The organism is Desulfobacterales bacterium (assembly GCA_028704555.1).
GTDB lineage: Bacteria > Desulfobacterota > Desulfobacteria > Desulfobacterales > JAQWFD01 > JAQWFD01.
Genome location: JAQWFD010000001.1, coordinates 131,908 through 157,223, shown reverse-complemented (window position 1 = coordinate 157,223; position 25,316 = coordinate 131,908). Strand labels below are relative to the sequence as shown.

Below are 25,316 nucleotides of genomic sequence, written 5' to 3'. Positions count from 1 at the left end.
AAGCGCCGATGCATCCTGTCTGGCTGCGTTACGAAAGCTCGGAATATGCTTGATATTCCTGCACTTTCGTGCCTTGCCAGACAGGCGCCTCAACACTTAAAATTACGAACTTATTTCTGAGCGAGCCCTAAGTGCGAAGGCAATGAATCTTTGGCAATCCTCAGAAGGGGGCAAACGTGGATGTTCTCATTGTTTCAACCAACCGGGTCAATCAGCCGATGGCAGCTATTCCCTACGGGGCATGCATGGTTGCCGAGTCCCTCGTGCGAAAAAGCCACGGGGTCCGTCTGCTGGACCTGATGTTTGAGCCGGACCCTCAGGGGGCACTGATTCGGGCTTTGGAGGGATACCGCGCGGACGTGGTGGGAATCTCTGCCAGGAACATTGACAATAATGATATGCTGGATACGGTTGAATACTACCGGGACGTGTCCCTTCTTGTGGAAACCATCCGGCAGGTAACCGCTGCCCCGGTCGTCCTGGGCGGTTCGGCGGTTGGCGTGATGCCGGAGGCCCTGCTGCGATACAGCGGCGCGGACCTTGTGGTGCTGCGTGATGGCGATTCGGTGTTTCCCCGGGTTGTTGAATGCCTTTCCAATGGCGGGGATTGCGCTGATATCCCGAATGTCGCATGGATAGAGAGCGGCATATTTCATGAAAATGGCGATGAAACGTTACCCCTTGAAAGCGATTTCATCGCTCCGGATTTTCGGCGCTGGCTCAATATCAACGGGTACCGGTCCGCCATGGCTACTATCCCCATCCAGTCCAAGCGGGGGTGTCCGTTTGATTGTGTTTACTGCACCTACGGAATCAGCGAAGGCAAAGGCTGCCGTCTTTACCCTCCGGATAAAGTGGCAGATGCGGTCAGCAGACTGGCCTCCGATGGATTCAGGGATATTGAATTTGTGGACAGCGTTTTTAACGCGCCTTATAACCACGCCATGGCACTCTGCGAGCGGCTGGCACAAATACGCTGCGGCGCCCGTCTTCTCAGCATGGAGATCAATCCGGGATTCCTTGATGGACCGCTGCTTGAGACGATGGAACGCGCCGGTTTTGCAGGCATCGGGGTTACGGCTGAAAGCGCCGACGATAGGGTGCTTGCGGGACTTGGCAAGGGATATGATTCATCTCAAGTGTATCAGGCGGCCTCCGTGATCCGGAACCACCACCTGCCCTGTATCTGGATTTTCATGTTTGGTGGGCCGGGCGAGACACGGGACAGCGTGGCCCGCACCCTTCATTTTGCCAAAACCGCCCTTCGACCTACGGACGTTGTCTTTTTCAATATCGGCATCCGCATCTATCCGGGAACAGAACTGGAAAGGATCGCCCGGAAGGACGGGCAGCTCCAGGTTGAGGGGCGGGACATGCTGAAGCCCGTTTTCTACCTTTCGCCTGAAATAGATCTTGAATGGCTGCTGGAAGAACTGCGGCAGACGACGAGAAAGCACTTTAATATGCTGGACCCCGAGGCGCTCGCTCATCCCTGGCTTCCGGCAATCAACCGCCTGGCCAATCGGCTGCCCATCAGCCGGCCGCTCTGGAAGCATACGGCCCTGATCAGAAAGGCCGTTCGACTCCTCGGCAGGGATATCGGGACGAGGCCGACAGACAGGGGGAGAGCGCATGGGTAATGGAGCCGTTTATCTCGTCTCTCTGGCCACTGCCACACCGCCATATACGATCGGGCAGGACGAGGCACAGGCATTTGTCGGCAGGCACTATTCCGATCGCCTGAAATCCCGAAGTTTGAAAATCATGGATAAGTGTTTGGCGCATCCAGGTATCAGGAGAAGGCACTTGGCTCTGGATGATACGAGCTGCCTGGTCAACGAAGACCCGGATCGTCGAATCGCCCGTTTTACGCGGTGGGCGGTAGATCTTTCGGCGCAGGCGATTGAAAGGGCGCTTCGACAGTGCAAAACGCCTCCCGATCAGGTGGCCGTGCTGGTGGTCAATACATGCACCGGATACATATGCCCGGGGCTTTCGAGTTACCTGATTGAGAAAATGGGCTTTTCAAGGAACACGAGGGCTTATGACCTTGTCGGCAGTGGCTGCGGCGGGGCCGTGCCGAACCTGCAGATGGGCGCAGGCTTGTTTCAACCCGGAGAAGACGGGGTTGCCGTGTGTGTTTCCGTTGAGATCTGCAGCGCCACGTTTCAGATGGATAACGACCCCAGCCTCCTTGTCTCCAATGCGATTTTTGCCGACGGGGCCGCCGCCGCCGTATTGTCGAACCGTCCCGGGGGCTGGAAGCTGATCTCTTCTGCTAGTCACCATGTGCCTGAACACAGAGAATTGATAAGATATGTCTATAAGAAAGGACAGCTTCATAATCAACTGTCGCGGTCTCTGCCCACAGTCATCGGCAAGCCCGTGTCAGAGGCCGTCCAGTCCGTACTCGTACCGCAGGGATTGAGCATCGCGGATATTGACCACTGGGCAATTCACGGCGGGGGCCAGAGCATCATTTCGTCTGTCCGAAAAGAACTGGGGCTGTCGGATGCCATGCTTCTTGCGACCACTCATACCCTGGCCAATTTTGGAAACGTGTCCTCGCCCTCTGTCCTGTTTACTCTCAGGAAGATCATGGACAATGGCGTTAAGGCAGGGGACCGGTGTATGGTCGTCGCCTTCGGGGCGGGGCTGTCCATCCACGTACTTCTTCTGCAGACGCCTGAATAACGCCCTTGAGTTTTTGCTCAGGAGCAGTTTTCCCCTGAAACACCTCCCCGCTATCTCATCCGCCCGCATGTCTTACAATAATCGTCCCCATTTAACATTGACGAGCTCGGGTTTTCGGTAAAAATAAATTGACGCCGTCCTGGCAGCCGTCTTCTGCGTTGTATCAAGCGTACACATAACGACCCAAAAGGGTATACACGACGTATAACTGCACATCAGCCCGATTTTATTATTCATGTGTCGGCGATGGGGTATTTAACGCACGAATTTGATGTAAAATGAATCATAATTTGATATGGCTGATTAAACATTGCAAGATCATCGGAATGAAAGCCCTGGAGATAGGATCTTAAGGAGAACGCGCAAATGAAATGGAAAATTCAATGGGAAAAATTCGCATACACCCCTGTATGGAATTTATTTTTGATCACCGCAGGTGGCCTGATCTATTCTTTTGGAATCAAAGCGATTGTTTTTCAGTATAAATTCATTCCCGGCGGCATTTATGGGCTTGCGCTGTTCATTTATCATCAGACTAACTGGTTTTCTCCGGCGATCTGGTTTTTTTTCCTGAATGTCCCGCTTTTTCTAATCAGCTGGTTTTATATCAGTAAGCGGTTTCTCTTTTACAGTCTGTATGCCATGGTTTTTGTCACCCTGACGACTCAATTTATCGATGTGAATCTGGAAATTCACAACCAGCTCTATGCCGCCATTGCTGCGGGAATGATCTGTGGAACCGGGAGCGGGATCATTCTCCGTTCGCTGGGCTCCGGCGGGGGGCTTGACGTGATTGGCGTGATGCTGAATCGAAGATTTAACATCGGCATCGGAAAAGTGATCATGTCGTTCAATGTTCTGCTGTTTGTCTTTGTGGTGACGCAAATGGGAATGGACCTGTTGATTGCATCCATCATTCTTGTATTCATAAGCGCTTCGGCCCTGGATTATGTCCTGTCCCTGTTTAATCAGAAAAAAATAGTCTATGTGATCAGTGACAAAAATAAAGACATCGCAAAAATAATTCTTGAGGATTTGCACTGTCAGGCAACATTTATCAAAGCAAAAGGAGCTTTTTCGGGTAAGAACAGAGATATTCTCATGTCCATCACCAATAATATCCAGTTAAAAAGATTGGAAGAGGCTGTGTTTACGGTCGACCCAAGTGCCCTGTTTATCGTTGAAAACACATTTAACGTGATTGGATCTGTATTCGGCAAACGAAAAGTATATTAGAAAGAGGATCAGGTACGCAGTTATTTTTTCAGTACCACTGCGCGGCTGAGGCGAATGGCGGGTGCTGAAAGCGGGTTTAATCCGGCGGCGCAGGCCAGGTCAACGGTCCGTTTAAGAGCGGTTGCCGTGGTGTGCAGTTTGGGTTCTGCGATCAGCATTCGTCCGCCGATTTTTAAAAGTCCTGCGGCTTCGCGTAAAAAATTTTCCTGATTGATCACTTCATGCACCATCCAGAATGCCAGAATAAAATCCATGGGTTCCGTGACGCCGATGTGCTCCGGCTGGCATTGATGAAAATGGATACGGGGCGCCACCCCCTGGCGGACGGCCCGGCGGCGGGTGGCGTTTATCAGTTTTTTCTGAATATCCACGGCAAACACCCGACCGGTGTCTCCGACCATTTTTGCCATGGCCACCGTAAAACACCCCATACCGCATCCGATATCCATCACGGTCTGACCGGGACGGACAAAATCCTCGAGAAGCTTCTCTGGCCGATGCACCCATTGGCGGAGACGGTTGTCAAATGAATAGGCCAGCCACCACGGACACACATGCGGTTCGTGTTGCAGAAGCTGCATCAGACGATTGGTCATAAAAATCTTTACTCCAGCAAAATGGGGTTAGCCCGCCGATACGGAACATCATATCCGGGCAGGGGGCGGGCTGTTTCAGGATGATTTGTGGTTAAAGCAGGTGACGGTTCTTTTCCAGCTGACTTTCGAGCGGCAGCGCCACTATCCCGGTTCGGGCCAGCTCCTTGATATTAAATCCTTCCAGGGCGTGTATGATGGTATCAATTTTTCGGCGGTTGCCCACAAATTCCAGCGTCATGGTGGCGTCAGACATGTCCGATACCACTGCGCCCAGGGTGTTGGCAATGGTGATGACCTCAAGGCGTTTTTCCCTGGCGACAAAGATCGTCAGCAGCGCCAGTTCCCGCGTGATCGACTCTGAATAACTCAGATCCCGCACCTTGATGACATCGACGAGTTTTTCCAGCTGTTTGGTCACCTGATCCAGGACCATTTCATCTCCGGCAACCGTAATGGTGATCCGGGTAACCTCCGGATTTTCGGTTTCTCCTGCCGCAATGCTTGCAATGTTGTAGGCTCTCCGGGTAAACAGGCCCGCAACGTGGGAAAGAACTCCCGGATGATTGTGAACCAGAATCGAGATGATCTTCAGCATTGTGGGGTTCCTTCCTGTACGAAATTAATCTGGCCTTCACCGGGCGGGATCATGGGCAACACATTTTCTTCCCGGTCGATGCAAAAATCGATCAGTACCGGGCCATCTGTTTCCAGCGCCTTTTCAATGCTTGATCTGACGTGTGCGGATTCGGTAACACGCATGGAGGGGATGTCATATCCGGCGGCGACCTTGCAGAAATCTGGATTATAATCCAGATGGGTAAATGAGTAGCGCTTGTTGCAAAACATTTCCTGCCACTGCCGGACCATCCCGAGGTACCCGTTGTTGAATATGAAAATTTTTACCGGAAGGTTGTACATACGGGCCGTGGCCAGTTCCTGAATACACATCTGAATGCTGCCGTCTCCGGTGATGAGTACAACGGGCCGGCCGGGTTTTCCCACGGCGGCTCCGATGGCAGCCGGCAGGCCAAAGCCCATGGTGCCGGCACCGCAGGAAGATATAAACCGGCGCGGCTGACGGCTTTGATAATACAGAGCAGCCCACATCTGATGCTGCCCGACATCGGTGCTGATAATAAGATCGTCCCGGTTCAGTTCGCTGAGGGTCCGGATAATATACTGGGGTTTTAGCTTTCCGTCTTCGGGGACCTCTAACGGATGCTGGTTTTTGACCCGTGAGACCCACTCGAGCCACTGGCTGCGGTCCCGGGGCTGCACCTGCTGGCTCATCAGGGGCAGTATGCGCTTGAGATCGCCCACTACCGGATAATCCACGCCCATGCGTTTTCCGATTTCAGCCGCGTCGATATCGATGTGAGCGATTTTGGCCAGAGGGGCGAATTTGGAGACATTACCGGCCACCCGGTCGTCAAAGCGCACGCCCATGGCGATGATCAGATCCGACTCATAGATGCTGTAGTTGGCATATTTGGTTCCATGCATTCCGATCATGCCAAGGGAAAGGGCGGCATCTTCCGGATAAATGCCTTTTCCCATCAGGGTGGTCGTAATGGGGATGTGCGATAGCCCGATAAACTGCCTTAATTCCTGGCTGGCTCCGGAATTGACCACGCCGCCTCCGGCATAAATCACCGGCCTTCGGGCGGTGTTGATGGCCTCAATCATGGCGTTGACCTGCTCGGGGGTTTCCATGCGCCCCGAGATATAACCCGGCAGGCTGATCGGTTCTGCCGGTTTCATCTCTGCTTCCGCGGTTTGTATGTCTTTGGGAATGTCGATTAAAACCGGTCCGGGTCTGCCGGTCCGGGCGATATAAAAGGCTTCGCGGATAACCTGTTGCAGGTGACGGACATCCTTGATCAGGTAATTGTATTTGGTCACCGGGATCGATATGCCGTATATATCGGCTTCCTGAAAACTGTCGTTGCCGATAAAGGGCACCGGAACCTGCCCGGTAATTGCCACCATGGGAATCGAGTCCATATAGGCGGTCGACAATCCTGTCACCAGATTGGTGGCTCCCGGTCCCGATGTCGCCAGACAGACGCCGACCTTTCCGGTCGCCCGCGCATAGCCGTCGGCCGCGTGAGCAGCGCCCTGCTCATGGCGGGTGAGAATATGCTTCAGCGGTGAATCAAACAAAACATCATACAGGGGAATAACTGAGCCGCCCGGGTATCCGAATATATGTTCCACGCCCTCGTCGATCAGGCTCTGTACGATTATATGGGCGCCGGTTATTTTAGCTGAATTCATACGTCCTTCTATCATTTAGACTGTTAACAGGTTTCCGTCCCATGACGGATGCTCCGGAACATTCGGGCCAGGTTTGGCAGTGAAACTGAAAAGGTGTCTGCCGTATGGAAAAATAAAAACTCATTTTGGTAACCGGCAGTATATTAACCGAATACGAACAACGTTAGCAAGTGTCCATTGGGGGGGGGGCAGCTTGTTGATTTTAGAATTCCGGAATCCGCGCTTACCGATACCGGACAGCGCTTCTGAACGTGAATTGTAATATGAAAAACGACTTCGTGAAAAATTTTGCGGCCCCTGATGTTTTTCAAAATACGATACGTTTTGGTAACCACACGTTATATCAATATATTCATCATGAGGATATGGGGTCCGAATACATGGACGGACATAAGCCGTGGGCGGTTGTCTGTCCATGGCCGGGTTGTTTCACTATGGTGCCAGTGGGCTTGATCCGGAGAGGATATCGGGTGCCGGTCCGGTTGAGGTAACCTTCGGGTAGATCAGCTCGATGAAATGGTACAGAATTTTTGCCGTTACGCCCCATATCACAACGTCTTTGAACGGGTAGGTGATGGCTTCTGATCCGGAAGGGTTGCCGCTGGAAACGCTGGACATATGGAGACGGATCAGCTTTTTTAACGGAATAACAAGGACCCTTGAAATTTCTTCCGCGTCGTATCTTACAGGCCCTCGGCCGTCCCACATTCCGACAAACACTTCGATATCTTTGTGATGAATCGTTTGAAAATGGCCCATTGAACCGATCAGGTCCACCTGATTGCGCGGAATACCCAGTTCTTCATCGAGTTCCCGGAATGCGGTGTCCATCGCGCTTGGATCGTCCTGGTCCCGGTGGCCTCCGGGGAGCGCTATCTGATTTCGCCATGGATATCCGTACCTGTCCGATTTCTGGATCGCAAGGATACGGGGCCGGCCAGGGTCAAACAGCAGCAGAAACACGCAGGTGGGTTGATATTCTGGGTCATCTGGGGCTCCCGGAAACGTGGCGGAGCTGAAAATGTCTTTCAGACAACGGGAAGTGATTTTAATGTCATTGTTAAATGTAATAACGTTGCTCATATGCTGGGGTGCTGGCTGAATCGGCTTTGGCGCCGGACGGTTTGCCCGGACTATTTGCATTGTTTGACAAACTTTGGAAACGACATTTTCTGATAGCTGTCAGTCGATACATATCTAAGCAGCTGAAGCAGCGTGTCAGCTGGAATGTAGCCGGGTCTGTGACTGATGCTCTCACCGTTTTCAGAGATAAACCACAGGTCCGGCAGGCCCTGGACATTATATGTTGTAGCGGTCTTATTGTCCCGGTCGAAATCGACCTTGATGGGAACATAATGGGTATTGATATATTTGATTACAGGTGGCGTCTTAAATGATTCATGGTCCATTTTGCCGCAGTAAGCGCACCATTCGGCCGTGAAAAATATCAGGCGCTTTTTTTGCAGGTTGTCGGCCAGGGACATCCCTTCCTTATATGACATCCAGTGGATGCTGTCTGACGCGGCGGCGGGGCGGAAAGTCCATATCATACACGAAACAAATAAAAGTGCAGAAAACACAAAGGCCGATTTTAGCATTGAGCGCATGTGTCTGAGATCCTTATCCGAAAAACAGGGTGAGCTTGTTGGCGACAAGCGATATGCCCACCAGAATCAACAGTATCCCGGCTATTGGATTGACGTATCTCATAGCTCGTGACGCCTTTTTGATAAATGTCATGAGAAAATTGACAAATATCGATAACACGATAAACGGAATGGCAAGGCCGGCAGAATAAATACTCAACAGCGCCATCCCCTTCCATACCGATTCCTGGCTGCCGGCAATAATCAGAATAGAGCCCAGCAGGGGGCCGATGCAGGGGCTCCAGCCGGCCGCAAAGGCCATGCCGATAACAAATGTGCCCGCATATCGCAGGGGCTTTTTTTCAACGCGAACGTGCTTGTCAAAATCGAGACCGGGGATATGAACAAAGCCGGTTAAATGAATCCCCAGTATGATGATGAAAATTCCGCCGATGATTCGGATACCATCTTTATATTCGTAAATCAGGCCGCCCAGATAAGAGGCCGATGCTCCCATGAGAATAAAAATAAAAGAGAACCCCATCACATAGGACAGCGTGGATAAAAATACCCGGGTCCGGGTTTCGGAGGTACAGTCCGTGGTCAGGTCTTTCAGGGAACAGCCCGTGATAAATGTAAAATAGGCCGGAATAAGGGGCAGAATACAGGGGGTGAAAAAGGAAACCAGCCCTGCGATAAATGCCATCGGGTATGATACCGTTTCAGTAAGCATATCGGTTATAATACCTCTTGAAGAGATTGAAGTTCAGGCCCGAAAGATATGTGTTCTGAATTTTCGGGCAGGCGGTGATATCATCAAACCATCAAGTCGCAATGTCTCGACACTTTACGAATACAGTTACTATACAGGCTCTTGATGTGCTTGTAAAGCTGTTAGGCTGTGGCCCCGGCAATAATAAATTGTGCGAAAACCGATGATTTTGTATGGAAAATGTGCTTCTATTCCTCACAGACCGGGTTGGCGGAATGCACTTGCCAAATCTGTATGAATGCTGGATATTAAATATGTGGTTGTTACGGACAAGACAAAGGTCTATGGGTATAAAATATCCACCCCGGAATGCTTGCAGCTTTAAAAATCTGTTTATAGCACGGGGGGTATCGAAGACAGCCGGATGCGCTGATGTGCGCAGCAGGAGCGGTTATGCTGCGGGACAGGATGCCCGGGGCCGGGGATGTGAAAAAGGTTTGATAACCCGAATAAGAATAGGGGGGATCTATGGGGCAGATAAATCCTTATATCATCCGGTGCAGTCATTGCGGTACCCGAAACCGGATTGCGGCCGAAAATCTTAAAAGAGTAGCAACGTGCGGTCAATGCGGTACGATCCTCAGGACCGATTATCTGTTGATCGATCAGCCGGTGATCGTTACGGATTCAGAATTTGAAAGTCTGGTATTGCGCTCGCCGTTACCGGCTCTCCTGGACTGCTGGGCGCCCTGGTGCGGGGCGTGCAGAACGCTGTCCCCGGTTATCGATGAGCTGTCGCAGCAGTTGAAGGGCAGGGTCAGGGTATGCAAGCTGAATGTGGATCAGCATGCCATGACGGCATCGTTGTTTAAGATCAAAAGTATTCCGACACTGCTGATATTTGATAACGGTCAATTAAAAGATACGATTGTCGGTGGGGTTCCCAAACAGCAGATTTTACAGAAACTCACCCCTTATTTTTGAAATGCGGCTGGAAAAAAGGAAATGCATTATGAAACCGGATCAACGATGTCAATTGCTGGCGGAGAAAATCGACGGAATTTTACGGCGCGGTCTGACGCTGGACAGCAAGACCCTTCATTTTATTGATTCGACCTGGTTGAATCCTGATACCGATCAATTGAAACACTTTCTGTATGATGAATCCGATTCAGAACGGGAATCTGTTCTGGATCTGATCTTCTCTCCGGATGAATCGGTGCAGATTGAACTCGAAGATCTGCTCGAAAGCAAAAATTTCAGCAGGCAGGATGAAGATGTCGTAAGGGATTTGCTGATGTCCCGGTTGCCGCAAACCCGGTTGCATTTTCCGGATGGCAGGGGAGCGCTCCGGCTGGTTCTGCCGGCGTTTAATGCGGGCCGGTTTATTTCCAGACTCAGAATTTCAAAAAAACTGGAAGACCGGATCATTGAATCTGTCAATGCGCATGTGAATGAAGAGGCCAGAGCGTCGGTGAAGGTCAGGTTCAGAAACAAACGGACGGTCTGCACGGAAAATAAAATCCGTTTTCTGTGCATGTTTTTTGAACGTATGAATACGAACATGACCGGCTTTACCGATTGTGTGGGCTTTATACTGTCCCTTCTCGATGAAATCAGAGAAGACAATGATATGTACCATGCGCTGATCAGTAAAAAACAGTCCATTTTCAGGAGCGTGCAGCAGGCTGGAAAATTTGAGGAGCAGTTGAAAAAAAGCAATATTGAAATCATGAGATCTCAGGGTTTCAGCGCGCCATATATCAACAAGGAAGAGGCCATCGGTAATATGAGATGGATCGACCGGATCAACATGTCGGTGTTCGGTAAAACGGAATTCTACGAAGAGCCGGGACCCTCTGTCGACTATGGAGAAATTGAAAACGTTCACGACGTGGAAAATATTACCATGATGCTTTCTTAGGCAGGGCCAGTCTTCAGTCATGAGTCAGAATTATTCGTTTTTTTCGCCTGCCCTGAGCCTTTTGCCCAATACCTTGTACCCATGCACCCTTTACCCTGAACCTCTCACTTATAGAAAGGGTTTGCGTCAAATGGCCGCCCCTGATATAAAGGCATAATTTAACAGCTGTCGGAAGTGATGTGATCATATGATAAATTATCTGTCATTTAACCATAACCGGGGTATTATCCTGTTGGTCAGTGCAATCTTGCTTTTGTGGGGCTGCCGGCTGCATGCGGAATCCCAGCTTCCATTGGATGAGATTGTCAAAAAGGTGGAGCAGCACTATTCTGCTTCCGGGTTCCATGCGCGTTTTGATCAGCAGTCGACTATAAAGGCGATGCAGATCACCGATACAGCCACCGGCAGAATATATGTCAAACGGCCCGACAAGATGCGTTGGGAGTACGATTTTCCGGAGAAGCAGACGGTCGTGACAGATGGCAGGACCCTCTGGATCTACCGTCCTGAAGACAATCAGGTCATGGTCGGCAAGGCGCCGGAGTATTTCGGGGGGGGGAAGGGCGCCAGCTTTTTATCTGATATCAAGACCATCCGGACCCATTTTTCCATTTCGCTGGAAAAACCGGATGACCGTTATTATCAGCTCAAGCTGATCCCCAGGCAGACCGGATATGATCTGACCTCGATCGGGTTGTCGGTTTCAAAAGATACATTCGATATCGTGGAGATCATTACCCTGAATTCCTATCTGGACCGGACCCGGATCAGCCTGACTCATATTGCGTTTGACGATACCCTGAACGATTCATTGTTTACGTTAATCATCCCCGAGGGAACCGATGTCCTGGAACTTGAAGAATAACATCAGTGTCTCGGCAAGAGGTCCTTGCTCAACGTCGAACCCGATTTCAGCCTGTCGGCGTGGACTGGCAATTGATAAAATAGGGGTATGTGATGAAGGAAAAAATTAGAAATCTGCTTAAGCGGCGAAACGCTGTCATGCTTGCGCACAATTATGAGCCGCCTGAAATTCAGGATGTTGCCGATATCTGTGGTGATTCACTGGAACTGAGCATCCTTGCGGCGCAGACCGATGCTGAGGTTATCGTTTTTTGCGGTGTTCATTTTATGGCCGAAACGGCCTCGATCCTGTCGCCGGATAAGACCGTACTGCTGCCCTGTACGGATGCGGGCTGCCCCATGGCCGATATGATCACCCCCAATGCGTTGAAAGCCAGGATAGAAGAACTCGGCCCCATTCCGGTCGTTACCTATGTCAATTCTCCGGCATCGGTCAAGGCACTTTCCACCATCTGCTGTACGTCAGCCAATGCGGTTGAGGTAGTCAACAGCCTGGAGGAAAATGAGATTCTGATGGCGCCGGACCGGAACCTGGCCAGATATACGGCATCGCGGACCCGTAAAACCATTCATCTGTGGGAAGGGTATTGCCCCATTCATGACCGGCTCACACCGGGACATATTCAGCAGGCCAGGCTGGCCCATCCGGATGCCGTGGTCCTGGCCCATCCCGAATGCCGTCCCGAAACCCTGGCCCTGGCCGATGTGGTGGTCAGTACCTCGGGCATGCTTCGCTATGCCAGGTCTTCTGAAAAACGCAGCTTTATCGTGGGGACTGAAGCGGGGATGATATATCCCTTGAAAAAGGCCTGCCCGGACAAGGCGTTTTATCCGGCCTCGCCGGCCATGGTGTGCCAGGATATGAAAAAGATAACACTCGAGGATGTGCTCAGGTGTCTCGAATATATGGAAGGAGAGGTCAAGGTCCCCGAAGATATCCGGAAACCCGCCTTCAGCGCGGTTAAACGGATGGTTGACCTGGCCAGGTAACAGATAAAAATTTGAAACTGTTTCGCTTTGCGGATGTGATCTGCCGGGATATACAGGCCAAGTGTATATCCCGGCAGTTTTTTATTCCACCAAATCGTCAGGGATATCTGCGTTTGTGTAGACTTTCTGGACATCGTCGCAGTCTTCCAGATTGTCCATCAGTCGGATCATCTGCTCGGCTTCTTTTCCCGCCAGGTTCACCGTGGTCTGCGGCAGCATGGTGATTTCAGCCCCAATGTATGGGATATTTTTTTCGTCGATGGCGGTCTTGATCGCTTCAAAATCCTGGGGAGCGGTAATAACCTCAAAGCTGTCATCCACTTCGCGTACGTCTTCGGCCCCGGCTTCCAGGGCGGTTTCCATCAGCAGTTCCTCTTCCACGGCGCTTTTTTCAAATTCGAGATAGCCTTTTTTATCGAACATCCATGATACGCATCCGTTTTCACCCATATTTCCGCCGGCTTTGTTGAAAATATACCGGATATCGGCAACGGCCCGGTTTTTGTTGTCGGTGAGGGATTCAATCAGTACGGCGGCCCCTCCGGGACCATATCCTTCGTAGTTGGCTTCTTCATAGGTGACGCCGTCAAGCTCTCCGGTGCCTTTTTTGACGGCCCGTTCGATGTTGTCTTTGGGCATGTTTTCGCTTTTGGCAGCCAGAATGGCGGATCTCAGTCGGGGGTTTGCATCCGGATCACCACCGCCGCTGCGAGCGGCAACCGTAATTTCTTTAATCAGTTTGGTGAATACCTTGCCGCGTTTGGCATCCGCTGCGCCTTTTTTATGTTTGATGCTAGACCATTTATTATGTCCTGACATATTTCCTCCTATTTTTTCCCCATGCCGATGATATAGATTTCATTGCTCGCCTTCCGGCAGCTTTGGGGCTTGTAAATTTTTTGTAGAGTGAATTCGGTTTTTACGATTTCTGAAAATTGTTTAAAATCTTCGCCCTGAAATATTTTGCAGACAAATGCGCCGCCGGGTTTGAGAATCCTGCGTGCAATTGACAGCGCCGCCTCACAGAGGTTATATGATTTGGCCGCATCAACGAATTTGTTGCCGGATGTGTCCGGTGCCATGTCGCTCAGCACAACGTCAAAGCCGGTTCCAATGGCGGCCCACAGGTCCGTGTTTTCGGAAAAAATGTCACGGGTATGGCATTCGGCATGTGGTGGCAGGCAGATAGTGACCGGTTTCAGGTCCATGCCTGCAACCCGGCCGGTTGTGCCGGTCAATGACGCGGCATACTTTATCCACGAGCCCGGCGCGCAACCCAGATCCAGCACATGATCTCCTTTTTTGATAAGGCCGAATTTTTTCTGTATTTCCTGAAGTTTGTATACGGACCTGGCCGGATAATTATCTTTTTTTGCCTGGCGGGAATAATGATCTTCCCACGGGTTTTTTTTAAATTTGGATTGCTTCATATAATGATGTTAATTTCATGTCAATAGTACGTTTTATGCAATAGAAATAATTCGGTTTCGCCTGTCGGTAACCGGTTAAAACAGGACTTCCACTGCCTGAGAAACGCTTTGTGTCCCGATAAATTCGACATCTGGTATCGGCGGTATGCGTTTGAGGTTGCTTCTGGGAACCAGACATCGGGTAAATCCCATTTTGCAGGCTTCCGATACCCGTAATTCCACATGGCTGATCGCCCGGATTTCACCGGTCAGTCCGACTTCGCCCAGAATTGCAGTGTTGCCGGGTATGGGCCGGTCCAGAAAGCTTGAGGCGACGGCCGAAATAATTCCCAGATCTACAGCCGGTTCATATACTTTTACCCCGCCGGCAACATTCATGAAAATATCATGGCCCATCAACTGCATGCCGAGTTTTTTTTCAAGCACGGCGACCAGCAGCGCCACCCGGTTCGGGTCTAACCCGAGAATCGTCCGTCTGGGCGTTCCCAGGCTGCTTGAGCTGGCCAGCGCCTGGAGTTCAATCAGGATGGGCCGGGTGCCTTCCATGCAGGCGGTTACCGCGGAACCCGGTGCATTCACCGGTCGTTCGGCAAGAAATACGCTGGATGGATTGGCCACTTCTTCGAGGCCCTTTTCCTTCATTTCAAATACGCCGATTTCGTTGGTGGAGCCGAACCGGTTTTTCACCGAGCGAAGAATTCTGAATATATGGTTGCGGTCTCCCTCAAAGTACAGGACTGTATCCACCATATGCTCCAGCAGCCGCGGTCCTGCGATAGCCCCGTCTTTGGTCACGTGACCGATTAAAAATACGGGGATACCGGTCTGTTTTGCCATGAGCATCAGTTTCAGGGTGGATTCCCTGATCTGACTGACACTTCCCGGAGCAGATGACAGATCGCTGCTGTACATGGTCTGAATGGAGTCGATCGCCAGGACCGCCGGTTTTATGGAATCCACCATGGACAGAATCGATCCCACATCGATTTCCGATACCACCAGCATATGAGGCGTAAGGGTGCCAAGGCGCATGCTCCTTAGTCTGAGCTGGAGAATGGATTCTTCCCCGGAGATATAAAGCACTTTATGAGTTTGTGAGGCAAGTCCGTGAAGGGCCTGAAGCATGAGCGTCGATTTTCCGATACCCGGATCGCCACCGATCAGAATCAGCGAGCCCGGAACGAGTCCGCCGCCCAGTACCCGGTCAAATTCATTGATCCCGCTTAATCTGCGAGGTTCTGTATCCATGGGGATGGAGTCGATGGCAACCGGCCGGGAAGAATTCATGCCTGCCCGGGGGGTGCCTTTCGCAGGCCTGGCGACCTGGGTTTCTTCGACAAATGTCTGCCACTGATTGCATTCCGGGCATTTGCCCATCCATTTGGGGGCTTGATAGCCGCAGGACTGGCAGCAGAAAATCGTTTTGATGCTTTTTTTCAAAATGTCGATATGCCTTTAATACCTCTTGATGCAGGAACCCTTTTTGGGATACTATTACACAATTATCAAAATTTGACAGTAATGCAGATTAATAGCACAAGTTAATCCGCATGACCATGGTTTACAGTTAAAAGATATTTGATTTTTTTAACATCAACCAGTGACGGAGGTCAGAAATCAGAAGTCAGAGGACTATTGACTCACGACTCACGACCGGACCCTCAAGTAATGATAGATTATCACGTCCATACCCGATTGTGCAACCACGCGACAGGCGCCATGGCGGACTATGTCCGGCGGGCGATTGCGCTGGGGTTCAGGGAAATATGCTTTCTGGATCATCTGACGCTACAGCCGGCCGGCAAGGTCCAGTCCATGACGCCGGATCAGGTGCCGTTGTATTTTCAGGCTGTTCAGGCGCTGAAGGAGCAGTTTAGCGATGTGATCGATGTCAAGGCCGGGCTTGAAACAGATTATGATCCGGCATACATTCGGGCACTTGAAGACATCATACAAACGTATACCTTTGATGTGATCGGATCATCGCTGCATTTTCTGGATGGCAAAAATATCGTGAGCCGTTCATCTGACTGGGCGCACGGGAAATGGGAGGCCGATGATCTGGTGGCCCGTTACCTTGAAACGCTTGACAATATGCTGGAATATAATTATTTCGATATCGTATGTCATCTGGATCTGATGAAAAAGTTCGGCCGGGTACCGAACCGGTCCTTTGAAACGCAACTGGACCAGATTCTTTCAAAGATTCAGGCAAAAGGTCTGACCGTCGAAGTCAATACCAGCGGCTGGGATCATCCGGCAGGGGAGGCGTATCCCTCGGGTGCCATACTGAAAAAATGCTGCGAGTCGGGCATTGCCATTACACTGGGTTCAGATGCGCATCGTCCTGAAGATGTCGGCCGCCATTATGACAGGGCCATTCCGATGCTGGTGGCAGCCGGTTGTCGTTTCCTGGCGACATTCACAAAACGGAGCCGGATCATGATTCCCTTACCACCTGTCCCCAGACAATAAGGAGCGTACTATGTTGCTGTTCAGACGGATTTGCCGGGAGTTTCTGCCCGTTTTCCTGGGCATTGTTTTCTGCCTTTCGTTCGGTCTGGTCACCCCTGCCGTGGCGCAGGAAATGGGTAATTATTTTGATGCCCTTCAGAAACGGCTTATTTCAGACGGCTACGATGAATCGTTGATTCATGATCTGTACAGTCAACCGGATGTTGGGTTTGAAATCCGGGGAGTGTCTCTGTTTTTGAGACACACTGAAGCCAAACTCGATTACGATCAGTTCACCACCTCAACGTCCATCGACAAGGCCCGAAATTATATGAAGAACCATGCCGCGGGGCTCTCGGCGGCGGAGCAGGCCTACGGAGTAGATAAAACGGTGGTCACGGCCATCATCCTGGTGGAAACCCGGTTGGGAACCGTAGTCGGGGGGCGGTCCATCATAAATTCCCTGTCCACCATGGCGGCGCTGTTGGATCGCGGTGTCAGGGACAGCTTCTGGGACAGGGTCGCTGACCGGTCCGATATGCCGAAAGATCAGTTTGAAAAATGGGCGGATCGACGATCGGTGTGGGCATATAAGGAACTGAAAGCATTTTTGACCTATACAGATCGGGAATCCATTCAGCCCTGGACCATCGCCGGATCCTACGCCGGGGCACTGGGAATCGCCCAGTTCATGCCGACCAATGCCCTTGCGCTGGCTAAGGATGGAAACAGCGACGGGAAAATCAATTTGTTTGATCATGCCGATGCCATTGCCAGCATCGCCAACTACCTGAAATATCATGGCTGGAAATCCGGGATGTCTGACGAACAGTCTTCGAAGGTTATCTACCGGTATAATCACAGTAAATATTATGTGAATACCATCTTAAAGATCAGCAAGCTATTGAAAGGGTAACATTGAATACAGCAATGGTTTTTATTACGATCGGGTTGTTCTTTTTTATCTTGAACTGCTGTGCATTCATTGATATTGCCTTCAAGGAATTTGGATCACGCGGCCGTAAAATTCTCTGGTTTATCGTTGCCCTTGTCCCGTTTATCGGCTGCGTCATCTATTTTCTGACAGGCTTCTGGCAGGGAAAAAAGCCATCCGGAATCCGGACAGTGGATTTTGAATAAAAAAGATTTGACAAATCCTTGCAGTTCATATAATTTTCTAAAAATTATTGAACGCAAATGGTCCCATCGTCTAGTGGTCTAGGACGTCGGCCTCTCACGCCGGTAACGCGGGTTCGACCCCCGCTGGGACCACCAATTAATAAAATCAAGGACTTAGAAGCGATTTTCTAAGCCCTTTTTTATTAGGTAAAAATCCGTTACCCCACACTATACCCCACAAACTTTTCAACAATAAGGGTAAACCCACATAAAAAAAAGAGCGGCTTAGTATGTTCTGCCCAAGCGTCCGGATCATGAGCGACAACTATACCGTATACGATCCTACGACCTGCTCGTCGATCAGGTCCGCATCATCGGCTCGGCCATGTCATCTATTATCCGATATTAAGATGCGAATAGCGTAACGCCTATTTTCCCCAATTTACAAAATAGTGTAACGGTTCGTTTCGTCTTAGCAAAATATGCTTAAGCGGCTTATTCAGCGGGGTATTTCAAATTATTATAGGCGGGGTATGCTGGGTAAAAAAAGTCCCCAATAGGCGTTACAGTATTCGAAAACAGGGGCGTTACACTATTCGTTACTTAACAATCCGAAAGCAACGATGTTGGCTAAATCAAGGGGCATGCTGAATTTAAATGTTATATTGACATCTGAATGTTACAAATGCTAAATAATGATTGTAGGTCCGTTGATTTTTTATTTAATTAATCAAATCAAAGCCTTATCAATCCTTAAAAAAATATATATAGAGACAGGCGCAATGAAACCTCAGCCAAAGAGAAAAGCTGACAAAATTATTGATAGCTTAAATTCGCTTCCACCAGATCAAAGGCATAATGCTTTTGTACTGGGCCGATATAAGAAAGACGCGGAAAAACTTCGGGCCGTCAATCCAGGTGAAGGCTTTACAGTGCTTGGGGTTATCGGCGCACTGGAAAAAAAACCAGAGGATATGAACCACTATCACAGGCTATCCTTAGAATACAATAAAGACATATATAACTATATGAATTATGCCATATCGTTAGGGAAACTGTCCTTTCTTTCCCAAACTGTTGAATTCGCTGAAAAAGCTTATGCTATTGATGAAGGTAATATTGGTATTTTAAACGACTTGATACATGCAGCAATGCGAGCAGGAAGGTTTAGTGAAGCCAAGAGAGGACTTGATAGATGGGCTCGGCTTAACCCCCACGAAAACCATCCACTTTCTGATATTATTTTTTCTGCCGAACGGATTATGTCAGAAAAAAAAGTTTCTATGAGCCAAGTGGAAAAGCTAATTCAAGACGTAGCATCTGTAGCCAGAAAACGAAATATATATATACATACATTTAGCCCTTCGATTTTTGAGCATGACGGTGAACAATGGATAAAATATAGTTATGAGTGTGATGCGCTTCCCGAGGAAATTTTAGATTTGGAAGATGAAATCGATATTCAATTGGCTGAACTGCCCTCAAACCTTACTGAAGCTATCGAAATCGAATATTATGCTGATGATTCTGAGTTGGATCAATTTATAGGTCAAATTGATGATTGTATAAAAGACCATCCTGAAAGTCTGAGCGTGATTGATAAGGACTTGCTTGATCGTATCTCTAAATTAGTAGAAAAGGGTTGACAATAGTGTCGCAAAGCAACGGAAAACCTTGGGGGCTTATTTCTTTTTCGTTATTTAAAGATCAGCTTATTAAGCTTGTTGACGAAGTTGAAAACATTAAAAACAATCAGCCTGAAAAATTCCGAAGTCATCCGAAATTCATATTATTACAAGGGATACAAAAATGTATAACGTCTGACATTCCAAACAATCCCAATCATCGCCGTTTTTTGCTTGGTAACACATTGGGGTCCAGATATAAGCATTTTCGTCGAGCCAAAAGGCTTCTACCTAATAGGTATCGCCTTTTTTTTATATTTAATAGTCGTGTTAAGGAAATTATTTATATTTGGTTAAATGATCCCTCCACGCTTAGGAAAGCAGGAGCAAGGACTGACGTTTATGCGGTGTTTAAAAAAAAATTAGATGCCCACGCCATACCTGATACGTTTGAGGGCTTGAAAGAACAATCAAGTCAATTAAATCTAAGTTCTTAATCTTCTGATTTTAAAGCAGACCCAAAAACCGGCCTCAAGCCACCCCACCCCCAAAAAAATATTCATAAAATTGTCGCAAAAACACCACACGCTTCAATGATATGAATATCCTGAGGATACCTGCTCCTCTATACCACCCCACTGAAAAAAAGTCGGATAATTTTTTATCCGGCTTTTGGTGAGGTTTTTTGCCCAAGGGACCGGACAGTCCGGCCCCTGAGGTGTGGCTATATGGTTTCCGTAGCATGTGTTCAAATAAGATCGCCTCGTATACGCCAAGTGCGCGTGTTATTCGTCTTCTCCCTCGCAATCATCCGGGTAAAATTCACCTAAATTGTCAAAAAAAGCCCGTTACCCCTACGCGTTGCGCCATCTGCCCATAAAGCCCACCATATGGCGCATAGCGTGTTTTATTTAAAAGGCATCCGATCGTATGGGACATGGCAGTAAGTCCCCTTATTCATACGCTGAGGCGGTCGTTTTGAAGTGGATCAAGATTTCTTAAGGGGCTCTATCCATTGTGCCGTCATATATTGCGGTTATTTTTTTGAAACCCCGTTTACGAGACCGACAAAAATTACTTGTAAATTATATTGAATAATTGGTTTGCTCGATCTTTGTCGAGGGTCTTGAGAATTTTATATTCCTCAAGAGCTGCATCTGTATTTTCCAATAAAGAATAGACATGCCCTAAAAGAGTATGCGCAACTGCACAATCAGGGTTGATTTTAAGACATTTCTCACACATCTTGATTGCATCTGTATATTGTTTTGAATCAAAATAAGAAAGACCTAATCCAAGATATGCAGCCCATAACATCTTATGTGCATCTGCACAATCAGGGTTGATTTTAAGCACTTTCTCCCCTGCCTTTATTGCGTCTGCATATTGTTTTAAACTAAAATAAGAAAGGCTTAATCCAAGATGTGCGTCTGCGAAATCTGACTTAATTCGAATAGCTTGTTTGAATGCCTTGATCGCATCTGAATATTCTTTTAAGCGACGATACGCAGTTCCTAATCCAAAATGCGCTTGTGCACAATCAGGGTTGATTCGAATAGCCTGCTTACAAGACTTGAATGCTTTTGTATTTTGTTTTAAATGCAGGTACGCAAGCCCTAAATAGGCATGCGCTTCTGCAAAATCAGGGTTTATTTTGACAACCTGCTTGAATGCTCTGGTTGCTTTTGAATATTGTCCCGTTGCTAAATATGCAGTCCCTAATCCAAAATGCATCAATGAACAATCAGGTTTTATTTTGAGCGCCTGTTTGAATTCATTGATTGCTTTGGAATATTGTTCTGCTCCTAAATATGCAGTCCCTAATGCAAAATGCATCACGGAGCAATCAGGTTTTATTTTGGAAACCTGTTTGAATGCTTCAATTGCATCCATATATTCCTCTGATTCAAAATAGGCCGCTCCTAAAATGACATGCGCTATAGCATTATCAGGGTTAAGATTTATAGCCTTTTTGCATTCCCTGATCGCTATCGAATATTGCCCTGTTTCAACATAGGCAAATACCACGTCTCCATCGAATCCGTCATTTGATCGATAATATGATATTTCTTTATCAAAATATGATATTTCTTCTTTTAAAATAGCATTAAAATCTTTAGCCTTGTCACTTTCAGCGGAATAGGCATCAATATTAGGTGTTTGTGTTGCACAACTTGAAAAAATAATTAATGAAAGCAAAATAAAAAATACTGACTTGTATCTCTGGAATGAAGTCATCTTATCCTCTTAAAATATGGTTAGATGTTTGATAATGGTTGTAAATATTTTATCGCTACGGGACTTTGTTTTATACGTTCTAAAAAAATGAAAAATGTATCAAAAAGTGATGCATAACTATTTGGCCTTAATGGCGTATCCTATCTGGTAGAGGAGCTTGGAACTGGTTTCTGTTTCGATATTTTTCCAGAAGAGAATGAGTTCAGCGCAGGGTTCGAATTTTCGAGAGTAGTGCCAGCTATTGGTTTATCTAAATAGGAATAATTGTCAAGATACAAATTGCACTATCAAATATTTTTGAAAGTCATTTCTCTTGCTGTACCGATAATCTGACAGTGGAATATTACCTGGGGATGCTAAAGCTTTTTGCAACAATGTGGGAGGGATTTCTACTTGAGCGCCAGTGCGCACATTTTCATCAGGACAGCGCCAGTCCGGCAAGGCTGTTGGCATATGGCCTCAGCTAAGAACTCTCCTTGTTCGCGCGCTGAAGCGGTCGTTTAGAACTGGGTCATGGTTCTTTGCTATCGACTCGTTCTTTTGGAGGGAGTTTGGTTAGAGGACGGGTTTGGGCTTCGTTGGCTGGCATGATTTCTGTTTGGACGCAATTGCGTCCAATATTCTCAATAACATTAGAAGATACAATTAACTGATTTGCCGTTCTCTCTGCCATCTCCCATCTGCCCTTGCAATACTCCTCAAAGGTCTTGAACTCCGCCCGATACAACCTCGAGTCCCGGATCTGCATCAGGGCTGCGCAGGTTGTTACTTCAAACCAAACCTTTTATTATTGACTCTTAAAATTGAACTCGTTAAGTAGTGGTAAAGCTTATCCAAAGAATCAAAAAAAAATTTAATATCTCTCACTCGCTCATACACGCATTCACACACACGCATTCACACACACACACACACACACTCTCTCTCTCTCTCTCTCTCTCTCTCCACATAAAAAGAGCGATGCTAATATTTTTCACAAAAGGAGTAAGTTATGAAAAAATGCTTTATTATGGTAGCGTTTGGATTGTTCTTGATAGGATGCGCTATAACTCCTGTGAAAAGAGGTATGTTTAATGATCATGTATACTATTCTACCCGCGACCCAAATATACAAATAAAAATAGACCCCAAATTCGATTATCAATATGTTGATAAATCAAGCCAGATGAATCATCGATTTTACTATAAAGATAAATTTGTTTATATTGACTGCATGATAAATTTAAGCTCAGTAAATAATACTGGCGGCTATTCTCTAATTGAAAAAGTCTTTGATTTCAACAATGTAATTAATTCTGGCGATATAATTCTCGGTGGGGAAAAATGGCATTATTGGGATTATGTTTGTACGGATAAATCTACAAAATTGCTTTTTATTATACGCAATATGTCAAAATATGCATCGAACCATAATATTTTCACCATAAGATATGGTAAAGAAATCTTTTCTGAAAGGGATCAATGGTTAAACAATAAAATTTTAACAAATGATCAGACAAATTTTTATCATCAGTTTGTGAATGGTTTTTCAGAGGATATTGAAATCTCAAGTTATGAGATACGGAAAGAAAAAGAAATTAATAATACTATTGATCTTGACACACAAATTCAGGGGCAGGCATTCAACGTATTACCAACATACTGTTACGGGGATGACTGTTTTAACATACAAAAAAAAGCAGCAATTCGGTTATTCAATAACAATATTCCCAACGGACAGTATAAAACCGCGATTAAAACAACGACAATAGAGAATGGACAAGAAGAATTCGAAAAATTTATTAAGGAAATAACTGTAAGCGGTGATACGGTCACAATAGATTCAGGGGATGATATTGTTTTACAATATAACCAGAAAAAACAGATAATAACCAAGATAATAGATAAGACCGGCACTTTAAGCGAAAAGCACATAAAAATGATTAGAAACAAATTTAAAAAATCTCTTGGTTTATTTTTCAGTGCCTATGCTTCTTCTGGAGATATTATAAGCCATACTATGCAAATAAATTTTGGCGAATTTGATTTAAAAATGGATTTTGATATTTTTGTCCATGGTATCACCGCATTCGAAGGAAGCAAATACGCAGTGTTGGAAGTGAGAGGCTCAGGCAATACCAAAATCAGTGAAAGGGAAGCGACGGTTGTTTGTGAAGGGTATATGATCCGTGATGGTTCTATTAATAGTATGCCAAAATCAGTTATGAATTTTACCGTAAATACAAAAAGAGGAAACGAATTTTTATCATTAAAAATAATATCGACTGAAAACGAAATTTAGTCGATACAAAAACACCATCAACGCAGATCCCTCGAGGAAGCTCGCAGTGCCGTTTTTACATAGTCGGTAAATCTTGAGCGATCGGTTTCCGGTTTGTTGAATCAGGGTGCCGCCAGGCTCTTCAAATGCTTTAAACCTATCATATGCCTTATCTAAGCTTCAGCATCCTGTATCCATCCAGCAATGCACGTTCTTCCAGCAATTCTGCGTGAAGCTTGAGCCATCTGAATGTTTTATAGTGCATCCCTTTTGGTTTTGAAAAAATCGGGTCTATGGGGGCAGGACTCGCTCCCAGCCGCTCCCGAATCTTGCTGGCTTTTCGGTACATCCTGGAAGGGCGGGTTTCCCTCTGCGATTCGTACGATAAATTATAACAATCCCGGCAAGCAAAATGCCTTCCCGGACCGTACAGGATCGCTACGCGCCTCGAACAGAAGGGGCAGATAAACCACCGCCGCTGCCCTCCATAGTGGCAATGTGTCCATGTGAAGTTGATCCGCTGCTGAACGTCCTCCCAATCGCCCACACCGTTCCTTCGATAGCGATACAGCAAAACGGCGTGATTCTCATGGGCCTGAAGCGTCACTCCCCCGATTTGTCTTCCCCGGACTGACCACTGAAGGGGGTATTGCTGCCCCGGTGTGAGGAAATGGTTTCGCTTAAGCCAACGAATATCCAGACTCAAACAATCATCAGTTGTACGCTTTGTGCTGATTCGTATATAAGCGCCTGAACCCCTGCCGCCCATAATCAACTCCTTTTTTTTAATCGAAATCATCAAAGAAAAGTAACCCTTTTATTGTCCGTAAACCATCAGATGTAGCTCAGATCATTCGGCTATACCATGCCCTCAGATAACCGCTCGACCCTCGGGTACGGCCTCCTGAAATGTTAACTATTGTTAACCCTTCATGGACTCCGCTTATTTCGTTTCGGTTTCTGCCCATTTAAGGCGGCCTTTCGCTTTCCCTCTGCCGATGTCGGACCTGTACTCATGCCACCATGAAATTTACATCGTCCGTTGCTGAAAAGATCTATTCTTTTACAAGGCGTCCCGCGCCTCGTCTTAGCCCCTCAGGTAAGGCCCCGCAGTTCGTCGGGGAAGGGGAGACGTGGGGGTGCTGGTTTCTGGTGGTAGTGTTTCAGCCGTACAAGAACAGGCAGTTTTCGCATTTCAGCGCAGAAGGCATCCATAGCCCGTTCGTATTCTCTCCAAAGGCGGTCACGCTCTTTATGGTATTGCCGGTATCGTTTTCGAAGATCATCTGTGCTCATCTGTCGTAACCGCCT

Annotated in this window: 26 protein-coding genes, 1 tRNA gene and 1 pseudogene; 14 read left to right on the top strand and 14 right to left on the bottom strand. The window is 47.7% G+C overall.

Annotated elements, in window-relative coordinates:
* Positions 1 to 176: 176 nt before the first annotated feature.
* The 3 genes from PHQ97_00790 to PHQ97_00780 all read left to right on the top strand — a co-directional run bounded on the left by PHQ97_00790 (position 177) and on the right by PHQ97_00780 (position 3,930).
* Complete coding sequence (locus PHQ97_00790; protein ID MDD4391269.1) at positions 177 to 1,640, top strand: radical SAM protein; 1,464 nt, start codon at positions 177 to 179, stop codon at positions 1,638 to 1,640.
* A complete protein-coding gene (locus tag PHQ97_00785) occupies positions 1,633 to 2,694 on the top strand; it encodes a 3-oxoacyl-[acyl-carrier-protein] synthase III C-terminal domain-containing protein (GenBank protein MDD4391268.1) in 1,062 nt (353 codons plus the stop codon). The genes PHQ97_00790 and PHQ97_00785 overlap by 8 nt, the downstream gene beginning before the upstream one ends.
* A 366-nt stretch (positions 2,695 to 3,060) precedes the next feature.
* The gene (locus PHQ97_00780) at positions 3,061 to 3,930 is read left to right on the top strand and encodes a YitT family protein (protein ID MDD4391267.1); all 870 of its coding nucleotides are present in this window, start codon (positions 3,061 to 3,063) and stop codon (positions 3,928 to 3,930) included.
* Between the two features lie 20 nt (positions 3,931 to 3,950).
* Here the strand turns inward: PHQ97_00780 and PHQ97_00775 are convergent, their stop codons facing one another.
* The 6 genes from PHQ97_00775 to PHQ97_00750 form a co-directional block, all read right to left on the bottom strand.
* A complete protein-coding gene (locus PHQ97_00775; protein ID MDD4391266.1) occupies positions 3,951 to 4,526 on the bottom strand; it encodes a class I SAM-dependent methyltransferase in 576 nt (191 codons plus the stop codon).
* A 91-nt stretch (positions 4,527 to 4,617) separates the two neighbouring features.
* The gene (gene ilvN, locus PHQ97_00770) at positions 4,618 to 5,121 is read right to left on the bottom strand and encodes an acetolactate synthase small subunit (GenBank protein ID MDD4391265.1); all 504 of its coding nucleotides are present in this window, start codon (positions 5,119 to 5,121) and stop codon (positions 4,618 to 4,620) included.
* Complete coding sequence (gene ilvB, locus PHQ97_00765) at positions 5,115 to 6,803, bottom strand: biosynthetic-type acetolactate synthase large subunit (protein ID MDD4391264.1); 1,689 nt, start codon at positions 6,801 to 6,803, stop codon at positions 5,115 to 5,117. The genes ilvN and ilvB overlap by 7 nt, the downstream gene beginning before the upstream one ends.
* A gap of 432 nt (positions 6,804 to 7,235) precedes the next feature.
* Positions 7,236 to 7,886 carry a CoA pyrophosphatase gene (locus PHQ97_00760; GenBank protein MDD4391263.1) on the bottom strand — a complete coding sequence of 217 codons (651 nt, stop codon included), beginning with the start codon at positions 7,884 to 7,886 and terminating at the stop codon, positions 7,236 to 7,238.
* 50 nt (positions 7,887 to 7,936) lie between these two features.
* A complete protein-coding gene (locus PHQ97_00755) occupies positions 7,937 to 8,353 on the bottom strand; it encodes a thioredoxin family protein (protein ID MDD4391262.1) in 417 nt (138 codons plus the stop codon).
* A 70-nt stretch (positions 8,354 to 8,423) separates the two neighbouring features.
* On the bottom strand, positions 8,424 to 9,122 hold the full coding sequence (locus tag PHQ97_00750) for a cytochrome c biogenesis protein CcdA (GenBank protein ID MDD4391261.1): 699 nt from the start codon (positions 9,120 to 9,122) through the stop codon (positions 8,424 to 8,426).
* A 507-nt stretch (positions 9,123 to 9,629) separates the two neighbouring features.
* On the opposite strand from PHQ97_00750, the gene trxA reads away from it, so the two are divergent.
* The 4 genes from trxA to nadA all read left to right on the top strand — a co-directional run bounded on the left by trxA (position 9,630) and on the right by nadA (position 12,879).
* Positions 9,630 to 10,085: a thioredoxin gene (gene trxA, locus PHQ97_00745; protein ID MDD4391260.1), complete on the top strand. Its 456-nt coding sequence runs from the start codon at positions 9,630 to 9,632 to the stop codon at positions 10,083 to 10,085.
* Positions 10,086 to 10,113: 28 nt separating this feature from the next.
* Positions 10,114 to 11,025, top strand: coding sequence for a hypothetical protein (locus PHQ97_00740; GenBank protein MDD4391259.1), 912 nt, complete (start codon positions 10,114 to 10,116; stop codon positions 11,023 to 11,025).
* Positions 11,026 to 11,212: 187 nt separating this feature from the next.
* Positions 11,213 to 11,890 carry an outer membrane lipoprotein carrier protein LolA gene (locus tag PHQ97_00735; protein MDD4391258.1) on the top strand — a complete coding sequence of 226 codons (678 nt, stop codon included), beginning with the start codon at positions 11,213 to 11,215 and terminating at the stop codon, positions 11,888 to 11,890.
* A gap of 92 nt (positions 11,891 to 11,982) precedes the next feature.
* Positions 11,983 to 12,879, top strand: a complete 897-nt coding sequence (gene nadA / locus PHQ97_00730; GenBank protein MDD4391257.1) for a quinolinate synthase NadA — start codon at positions 11,983 to 11,985, stop codon at positions 12,877 to 12,879.
* A gap of 81 nt (positions 12,880 to 12,960) precedes the next feature.
* On the opposite strand, the gene PHQ97_00725 is transcribed toward nadA, so the two are convergent.
* The 3 genes from PHQ97_00725 to radA form a co-directional block, all read right to left on the bottom strand.
* Complete coding sequence (locus PHQ97_00725; protein ID MDD4391256.1) at positions 12,961 to 13,698, bottom strand: YebC/PmpR family DNA-binding transcriptional regulator; 738 nt, start codon at positions 13,696 to 13,698, stop codon at positions 12,961 to 12,963.
* A gap of 8 nt (positions 13,699 to 13,706) precedes the next feature.
* Positions 13,707 to 14,309 carry an RlmE family RNA methyltransferase gene (locus tag PHQ97_00720; GenBank protein ID MDD4391255.1) on the bottom strand — a complete coding sequence of 201 codons (603 nt, stop codon included), beginning with the start codon at positions 14,307 to 14,309 and terminating at the stop codon, positions 13,707 to 13,709.
* A 75-nt stretch (positions 14,310 to 14,384) separates the two neighbouring features.
* Entirely contained in the window at positions 14,385 to 15,749 is a 1,365-nt protein-coding gene (radA, locus tag PHQ97_00715; GenBank protein ID MDD4391254.1) for a DNA repair protein RadA, read from the bottom strand.
* Between the two features lie 228 nt (positions 15,750 to 15,977).
* Here radA and PHQ97_00710 point away from each other — a divergent pair, with 228 nt between their 5' ends.
* The 6 genes from PHQ97_00710 to PHQ97_00685 all read left to right on the top strand — a co-directional run bounded on the left by PHQ97_00710 (position 15,978) and on the right by PHQ97_00685 (position 20,004).
* Entirely contained in the window at positions 15,978 to 16,784 is an 807-nt protein-coding gene (locus PHQ97_00710; GenBank protein MDD4391253.1) for a histidinol-phosphatase, read from the top strand.
* A gap of 10 nt (positions 16,785 to 16,794) precedes the next feature.
* Positions 16,795 to 17,679 carry a lytic murein transglycosylase gene (locus PHQ97_00705; GenBank protein ID MDD4391252.1) on the top strand — a complete coding sequence of 295 codons (885 nt, stop codon included), beginning with the start codon at positions 16,795 to 16,797 and terminating at the stop codon, positions 17,677 to 17,679.
* 14 nt (positions 17,680 to 17,693) lie between these two features.
* Positions 17,694 to 17,903 (top strand): PLDc N-terminal domain-containing protein, encoded by a 210-nt coding sequence (locus PHQ97_00700; protein MDD4391251.1) that lies wholly within the window; start codon positions 17,694 to 17,696, stop codon positions 17,901 to 17,903.
* Between the two features lie 59 nt (positions 17,904 to 17,962).
* Positions 17,963 to 18,038, top strand: a tRNA-Glu gene (locus PHQ97_00695).
* A gap of 539 nt (positions 18,039 to 18,577) precedes the next feature.
* Positions 18,578 to 19,528, top strand: coding sequence for a hypothetical protein (locus PHQ97_00690; GenBank protein ID MDD4391250.1), 951 nt, complete (start codon positions 18,578 to 18,580; stop codon positions 19,526 to 19,528).
* Positions 19,529 to 19,533: 5 nt separating this feature from the next.
* Positions 19,534 to 20,004, top strand: coding sequence for a type II toxin-antitoxin system YhaV family toxin (locus PHQ97_00685; protein ID MDD4391249.1), 471 nt, complete (start codon positions 19,534 to 19,536; stop codon positions 20,002 to 20,004).
* Between the two features lie 577 nt (positions 20,005 to 20,581).
* Here the strand turns inward: PHQ97_00685 and PHQ97_00680 are convergent.
* Both PHQ97_00680 and PHQ97_00675 read right to left on the bottom strand, forming a co-directional pair.
* Entirely contained in the window at positions 20,582 to 21,745 is a 1,164-nt protein-coding gene (locus tag PHQ97_00680; GenBank protein ID MDD4391248.1) for a tetratricopeptide repeat protein, read from the bottom strand.
* Between the two features lie 267 nt (positions 21,746 to 22,012).
* Positions 22,013 to 22,198 carry a hypothetical protein gene (locus PHQ97_00675; GenBank protein ID MDD4391247.1) on the bottom strand — a complete coding sequence of 62 codons (186 nt, stop codon included), beginning with the start codon at positions 22,196 to 22,198 and terminating at the stop codon, positions 22,013 to 22,015.
* Between the two features lie 538 nt (positions 22,199 to 22,736).
* Between PHQ97_00675 and PHQ97_00670 the strand changes: the two genes are divergently transcribed.
* The gene (locus PHQ97_00670; protein MDD4391246.1) at positions 22,737 to 24,026 is read left to right on the top strand and encodes a hypothetical protein; all 1,290 of its coding nucleotides are present in this window, start codon (positions 22,737 to 22,739) and stop codon (positions 24,024 to 24,026) included.
* Between the two features lie 148 nt (positions 24,027 to 24,174).
* Here the strand turns inward: PHQ97_00670 and PHQ97_00665 are convergent, their stop codons facing one another.
* From PHQ97_00665 to PHQ97_00655, 3 genes and pseudogenes are all read right to left on the bottom strand, one after another.
* Positions 24,175 to 24,774, bottom strand: coding sequence for a hypothetical protein (locus PHQ97_00665; GenBank protein ID MDD4391245.1), 600 nt, complete (start codon positions 24,772 to 24,774; stop codon positions 24,175 to 24,177).
* 161 nt (positions 24,775 to 24,935) lie between these two features.
* Positions 24,936 to 25,085 (bottom strand): annotated as a pseudogene (locus PHQ97_00660) (HGGxSTG domain-containing protein).
* A gap of 15 nt (positions 25,086 to 25,100) precedes the next feature.
* Positions 25,101 to 25,301 (bottom strand): hypothetical protein, encoded by a 201-nt coding sequence (locus tag PHQ97_00655; GenBank protein MDD4391244.1) that lies wholly within the window; start codon positions 25,299 to 25,301, stop codon positions 25,101 to 25,103.
* Positions 25,302 to 25,316 lie beyond the last annotated feature (15 nt).